Source organism: Pseudomonas sp. HMWF006, from assembly GCF_003061205.1.
GTDB lineage: Bacteria > Pseudomonadota > Gammaproteobacteria > Pseudomonadales > Pseudomonadaceae > Aquipseudomonas > Aquipseudomonas monsensis.
Map to the genome: position 1 here is coordinate 2,353 of NZ_QAIU01000108.1, position 6,153 is coordinate 8,505.

Here is a 6,153-nt window from a genome sequence, read left to right on the forward strand (position 1 = left end):
GTCAGGTGCCTGACCTCAAGCGCAGCGCGGCTGCGTTGCGGGTGGCTGCCGGCAGTCATGATGTGCCGCTCGAATGGCCGGGGATGGCGCATTTTCTTGAGCATTTGCTGTTTCTCGGTACCGCACGTTTTCCTGCCGATCAGGCACTGATGGCCTACGTGCAAAGGCATGGCGGCCAAGTGAATGCCAGCACTCGCGAGCGCGCGACCGATTTTTTCTTTGAACTGCCGACTACGGCCTTCAGCGCCGGGCTGGAGCGACTGTCAGACATGCTCGCCCAGCCGCGTATGAATAAGGACGATCAGTTGCGTGAACGCGAAGTGCTGGAGGCGGAATTTGTCGCGTGGTCGCAGGATCCCACAGCGCAGCAGGCACAGTCCTTGTACGAGGGTTTGCCGCCAGAGCATCCATTGCGCGGATTTCATGCAGGTAATCGCGACAGCCTGAAGGTCGAGCAACCGGCGTTTCAACAGGCGTTGAAGGACTTCCATCAGCGCTTCTATCGCACCGGCCAAATGACCTTGAGTCTGGTCGGGCCGCAGAGCCTGGAGGCGTTGCGTGCACTGGCTCAGCAGTTCGCCGCGGCGCTGCCGGTTGGGGATAACGTTGCGCAAACGGCAACCCAGCCGTTGCAGGCGAAAAGTTATCAACAGGTCGGCGAACAGCACTGCAATCTGCTGTTTGCCTTCGAAGCGCTACCCGACACCTGCGCCGAAGCGCTGGCGTTCCTCTGCCACTGCTTGAACAGCGCCAAACCCGGCGGCCTGCTCGCCCATCTGCAGCAACAGAAGCTCGCGGACAGCCTGAAAGCCACGCCGCTGTACCACTTTGCCGGACAGGCCTTGCTGCACCTGCAACTCACCGCGCCCGCCGAATGCCTGAATGTTATTCGCGAGCATGTGCTGGATTGGCTGAGTTTCTTCGCCGCGCAACAGGACTGGCCAGCGTTGCGTGACGAATACGCCAGGCTGCTTGAACGTCAGCAGCAGGTCGGCGGCGCACTGCACCTGGCACGGCTCGACTGCGAACAGCTCGAACACGGCTTGTCGGAACACGGCGTCGTCGCCCTCAAACAGATCCTGCGCGACATCGGCGTTGTGGATAACTTCAGCGCGCATTGGCACCTGCCTGCCGCCAATCCTTTCCTCGGTTCCAGCGAACCACTGGCCAACGCCGGGCTGATTCGCGGTCAAACCAGCGCCCACCGAGGCCTGCGCACGTTCGCTCAGGATCGCTCACGCGGCCGCCGCGAACGCTCGCCGATGCAATTCAGCCAGGCCTTGGCGGACACGGGTGAAGAAGGTGCGATTTACCTGCGCTGGCAACTGGAAGCCGCGGCAACGGCCGAGCTGCACGGGAAGCTGCAACGCAGTCTGCGTGAAACCCAGGAAGACGCACGTCAGGCCGGGGTTGAGCTGTCGTTGAGTACCAGCGGTGCTCAATGGCTGCTGAAACTGACCGGCCTACAAGAACCGATGCCCAGTGTCCTGGAGCATGCGCTGAAATGTCTGACGCAAGTTGACGCCGATTCTGCGAGCGCCGAGCCAGAAGCACCGTTGATACCGATCCGCCAGTTGCTCAAGGCATTGCCGGAAAGTTGCCTGCCAGCGGCGCCGCGCTCGGACGACATCAAGCAGCTGTGGACAACTTCCCGCTGGGACGGACTGGCCCTTGGCCTCAGCGCACAGACTCAATCCGCCCTGGGCCTGGCTCTGCGTCGCATCCCCGGTATCCCGGACAATCAACTCCCCGCCCGGCCAGCGAGCAATGCTCGACAGATCTGGAGCCACATCGACAGTGCCTCCAGCGAACATGCGCTGCTGTTGTTCTGCCCGACCGCAAGCCACGAGATCGCCGACGAAGCCGCCTGGCGCCTGCTCGCGCAGCTCTGCCAGACACCGTTCTATCAGCGTCTGCGGGTCGAATTGCAGCTGGGTTACGCGGTGTTCAGCGCCTTGCGCCAGCTGCACGGCCAGACCGGCTTGCTGGTTGGCGTGCAATCGCCGACGTCCGACCCGGTTGCGCTGCTCGATCACATCCGGCAGTTTCTTCAAAGCATTCCCGCGCTGATCGAAACCTTCGATGACGCCAACCTTGAGCAACTGCGCCAGTCTCTGGCCGAGCAGTTCGGCGACACCTCAATGTCGTTCACCAACGCGGCCGAGCTGCTGTGGCAAGCGAAACTCGCCGGCCACTCATCGGATTATCGTGCGCAGTTGATCGACGCCATTGGTCAGCTCGATCGCCCTTTCCTGCTGGCGGCGGCACAGCGACTGATCCAGGCCGAAGGCGGCTGGCACTGTCTGGCCAGCAGCGCGGCACCGGGCATGCCGTGGCAAGCGGGAAATTGATCATTACTCAGGCTGCAAGGAGCTTTCTCAAAGATTCACGGGCAATCACCTGGAAATTTTGAGTAACATAGCAGCCTAACTATTTGGAACATCCCTGCGCTGCCGTGGACTATAACTATGGACAGCGCTATCCCACCCACCCTGAAGGAGACACCCATGTCCTGGACAAAACCGGCTTACACCGACCTGCGTATCGGCTTCGAAGTCACCATGTACTTCGCCAGCCGCTGAGTTCTGCCTACGCAGACTTGCAGTGCAACGCCTCGGCTCGCCGGGGCGTTTTATTTTCAGCGTTGAAAGATGGGAGCGTTCATGTTCGTCCAGATTCTGGGTTCGGCCGCCGGTGGCGGATTTCCGCAGTGGAACTGCAACTGCGTCAACTGCGCAGGTTTTCGCGACGGCAGCCTGAACGCCAAGGCCCGCACCCAATCGTCCATTGCGATTTCCGATGATGGCGTGAACTGGGTGCTGTGCAACGCCTCGCCGGACATCCGCGCACAACTGCAAAGCTTCGCCCCGATGCAACCGGGCCGCGCCCTGCGTGACACCGGCATCAGCGCGATCATCCTGATGGACAGCCAGATCGACCACACCACCGGTCTGCTCAGCCTGCGCGAAGGCTGCCCGCATCAGGTCTGGTGTACGGACATGGTTCACGAAGACCTGAGCACCGGTTTCCCGCTGTTCAAAATGCTCACCCACTGGAACGGCGGGTTGAACTGGAACCGCATCGAACTCGACCAGAGCTTCACCGTCGCCGCGTGCCCGAACCTGCGCTTCACCCCGCTGCCGTTGCGCAGCGCTGCGCCGCCGTACTCGCCGCACCGCTTCGACCCGCACCCGGGCGACAACATTGGCCTGATCGTCGAAGACCTGAATACCGGCGGCAAACTGTTCTACGCGCCGGGCCTGGGCAAGGTTGATGCGCCGCTGCTGGAAATCATGGCTGGCAGCGATTGCCTGCTGGTGGATGGCACGCTGTGGGACGACGATGAAATGCAGCGCCGTGGCGTCGGCACCCGCACCGGTCGGGAGATGGGCCACCTGGCACAGAACGGCGCCGGCGGCATGCTCGAAGTGCTGGAGCAGTTGCCCGAGCAGCGCAAGGTGCTTATCCACATCAACAACACCAACCCGATTCTCGATGAGGATTCGGCGGAGCGTGCGGAACTGGCGCGACGTAATGTTGAAGTGGCGTTCGATGGCATGAGTATTGTGCTGTAACTGATGGCCCCATCGCTGGCAAGCCAGCTCCCACCGGTGTTGTGAACACCGCAAAACCCTGTGGGAGCTGGCTTGCCAGCGATGACTGAAGACCAGACGCCTGAGATCCCAATGCTTGTTCCCGGAGAACAGATATGACTGACACTCCTATGTCCCCCAGCGAATTCGAAGCGGCCCTGCGCGCCAAAGGCGCCTATTACCACATCTACCACCCGTACCACGTGGCGATGTATGAAGGCCGCGCCACCCGCGAACAGATTCAGGGCTGGGTCGCCAACCGCTTCTACTATCAGGTGAACATCCCCCTGAAAGACGCGGCGATCCTCGCCAATTGCCCGGATCGCGAGATCCGCCGCGAGTGGATTCAACGCCTGCTCGACCACGACGGCGCCCCCGGAGAAGACGGCGGTATCGAAGCGTGGCTGCGCCTTGGTCAGGCGGTCGGCCTCGACCCCGATCAACTGCGCTCCCAGGAACTGGTGCTGCCCGGTGTGCGTTTCGCGGTCGACGCCTACGTCAACTTCGCCCGCCGCGCCAGTTGGCAGGAAGCCGCCAGCAGCTCGCTGACCGAACTGTTCGCGCCGCAGATCCACCAGTCGCGCCTCGACAGCTGGCCGCAGCATTACCCGTGGATCGACCCGGCCGGTTACGAATATTTCCGCACCCGCCTCGGTCAGGCGCGGCGCGATGTCGAGCACGGTCTGGCGATCACGCTAGAGCACTACAAGACCCGCGAAGGCCAGGAGCGCATGCTGGAAATTCTCCAGTTCAAACTGGACATTCTTTGGAGCATGCTCGATGCCATGAGCATGGCTTACGAACTGAACCGCCCGCCGTATCACAGCGTCACCGAACAACGGGTCTGGCACAAAGGAATCACCTTATGAGTTTCGATCGCAGCAAGACCCCGACCTGGCGTCCCGGCTACCGTTTCCAGTACGAACCGGCGCAAAAAGGCCACGTGCTGCTCTACCCCGAAGGCATGATCAAACTCAACGACAGCGCCGCGCTGATCGGTGGTTTGATCGACGGTGAACGCGATGTCGCAGCGATCATCGCCACACTCGATGAGCAGTTCCCCGGCGTGCCTGAGCTCGGTGACGACATCGAGCAATTCATGGAGGTTGCCCGTGCACAGCACTGGATCACCCTTGACTGATCTGCCGCCCAAGCCGGAGGTCGGCCTGCCGCTGTGGCTGCTCGCCGAGTTGACCTACCGCTGCCCGCTGCAATGCCCGTACTGCTCCAATCCGCTGGATTTCGCCGAGCAGGGCAAAGAGCTGAGCACCGAGCAGTGGATCAAGGTGTTCCGCGAAGCGCGGGAGATGGGCGCGGCGCAACTGGGTTTTTCCGGTGGCGAGCCACTGGTGCGCCAGGACCTGGCCGAGCTGATTCGTGAAGCGCGGCAGTTGGGTTTCTATACCAACCTGATCACCTCCGGCATCGGCCTGACCGAGCAAAAAATCAGCGATTTCAAGAAGGCCGGTCTCGATCACATCCAGATCAGCTTCCAGGCCAGTGACGAGCAAGTGAACAACCTGCTCGCCGGCTCGAAAAAAGCCTTCGCGCAGAAGCTGGAAATGGCCCGGGCGGTGAAGGCCCACGGCTATCCGATGGTGCTGAACTTCGTCACCCATCGGCACAACATCGACAAGATCGACCGCATCATCGAACTGTGCATCGCGCTGGAGGCCGACTTTGTCGAACTCGCCACCTGCCAGTTCTACGGCTGGGCGCAGCTCAATCGTGTCGGCCTGTTGCCGACCAAGGAACAACTGGTGCGCGCCGAACGCATCACCAACGAATACCGCGCCAAGCTGGAAGCCGAAGGGCATCCGTGCAAACTGATATTCGTGACCCCGGACTACTACGAAGAACGACCGAAAGCCTGCATGAACGGCTGGGGCAGCCTCTTTCTGACAGTCACCCCGGACGGCACCGCCCTGCCTTGTCATGGTGCCCGACAGCTGCCGGTGCAATTTCCCAACGTGCGCGACCACAGCATGCAGCACATCTGGTACGACTCGTTCGGCTTCAATCGCTTTCGCGGTTACGACTGGATGCCCGAGCCTTGCCGCTCCTGCGACGAGAAGGAACAGGACTTCGGCGGCTGCCGCTGTCAGGCATTCATGCTCACGGGTGACGCAAGCAACGCCGACCCGGTGTGCAGCAAATCCGAACATCACGGCGTGATCCTCAAGGCCCGCGAAGAAGCCGAGACCGCCACCCAGACCATCGAACAACTGGCCTTTCGCAATGAACGAAACTCACGCCTCATCGCCAAGGGCTGAGCCTTTCAGCGCCGCCCAGGCCGTCGCCGCCGGAATGGACTTCGCCGAACTGCAACTCGGCGCCCACGGTTTGTTCTGGAATGAATATCGCCCGCAGGACGCCGCGTGCCGGATCTGGCAGTGGCACGATGGCGTGGCGAAATGTCTGACGCCGAATGGCTTCAGCGTGCGCAGTCGGGTGTACGAATATGGTGGTGGCGCGTTTTGTCTGACGCTGGACGGGGTGGTTTTCGTCAATGAGGCGGACCAGCAGTTGTATCGACAGACCCTGGATGGCGCGCCTGAGG

The 6,153-nt window shown here is 61.7% G+C and carries 6 protein-coding genes and 1 pseudogene; all 7 read left to right on the forward strand.

Features of this window, described 5'->3' with window-relative positions:
- The coding region (pqqF, locus tag DBR24_RS04180) for a pyrroloquinoline quinone biosynthesis protein PqqF (RefSeq protein ID WP_128614002.1) at positions 1-2,351 on the forward strand (2,351 nt) is incomplete at its 5' end.
- Between the two features lie 156 nt (positions 2,352-2,507).
- A complete protein-coding gene (gene pqqA / locus DBR24_RS04185) occupies positions 2,508-2,582 on the forward strand; it encodes a pyrroloquinoline quinone precursor peptide PqqA (protein ID WP_003422658.1) in 75 nt (24 codons plus the stop codon).
- An 81-nt stretch (positions 2,583-2,663) separates the two neighbouring features.
- Complete coding sequence (gene pqqB, locus DBR24_RS04190; protein ID WP_128613998.1) at positions 2,664-3,575, forward strand: pyrroloquinoline quinone biosynthesis protein PqqB; 912 nt, start codon at positions 2,664-2,666, stop codon at positions 3,573-3,575.
- A 134-nt stretch (positions 3,576-3,709) separates the two neighbouring features.
- Positions 3,710-4,462, forward strand: coding sequence for a pyrroloquinoline-quinone synthase PqqC (gene pqqC / locus DBR24_RS04195; RefSeq protein ID WP_123469296.1), 753 nt, complete (start codon positions 3,710-3,712; stop codon positions 4,460-4,462).
- Positions 4,459-4,734 carry a pyrroloquinoline quinone biosynthesis peptide chaperone PqqD gene (gene pqqD, locus DBR24_RS04200; RefSeq protein ID WP_128613999.1) on the forward strand — a complete coding sequence of 92 codons (276 nt, stop codon included), beginning with the start codon at positions 4,459-4,461 and terminating at the stop codon, positions 4,732-4,734. Before pqqC ends, pqqD begins: the two co-directional genes overlap by 4 nt.
- The gene (gene pqqE, locus DBR24_RS04205; protein ID WP_177490424.1) at positions 4,727-5,866 is read left to right on the forward strand and encodes a pyrroloquinoline quinone biosynthesis protein PqqE; all 1,140 of its coding nucleotides are present in this window, start codon (positions 4,727-4,729) and stop codon (positions 5,864-5,866) included. Before pqqD ends, pqqE begins: the two co-directional genes overlap by 8 nt.
- Positions 5,832-6,153: pseudogene (locus tag DBR24_RS04210) on the forward strand (S9 family peptidase); the annotation flags it as partial. The gene pqqE and the pseudogene DBR24_RS04210, both read left to right, overlap by 35 nt.

Excerpts from the sequence above, each read along its gene's own strand:
- pqqD (WP_128613999.1), top strand. The coding sequence starts at position 4,459 with ATGAGTTTCGATCGCAGCAAGACCCCGACCTGGCGTCCCGGCTACCGT.
- pqqC (WP_123469296.1), top strand. The coding sequence starts at position 3,710 with ATGACTGACACTCCTATGTCCCCCAGCGAATTCGAAGCGGCCCTGCGC.
- pqqB (WP_128613998.1), top strand. The coding sequence starts at position 2,664 with ATGTTCGTCCAGATTCTGGGTTCGGCCGCCGGTGGCGGATTTCCGCAG.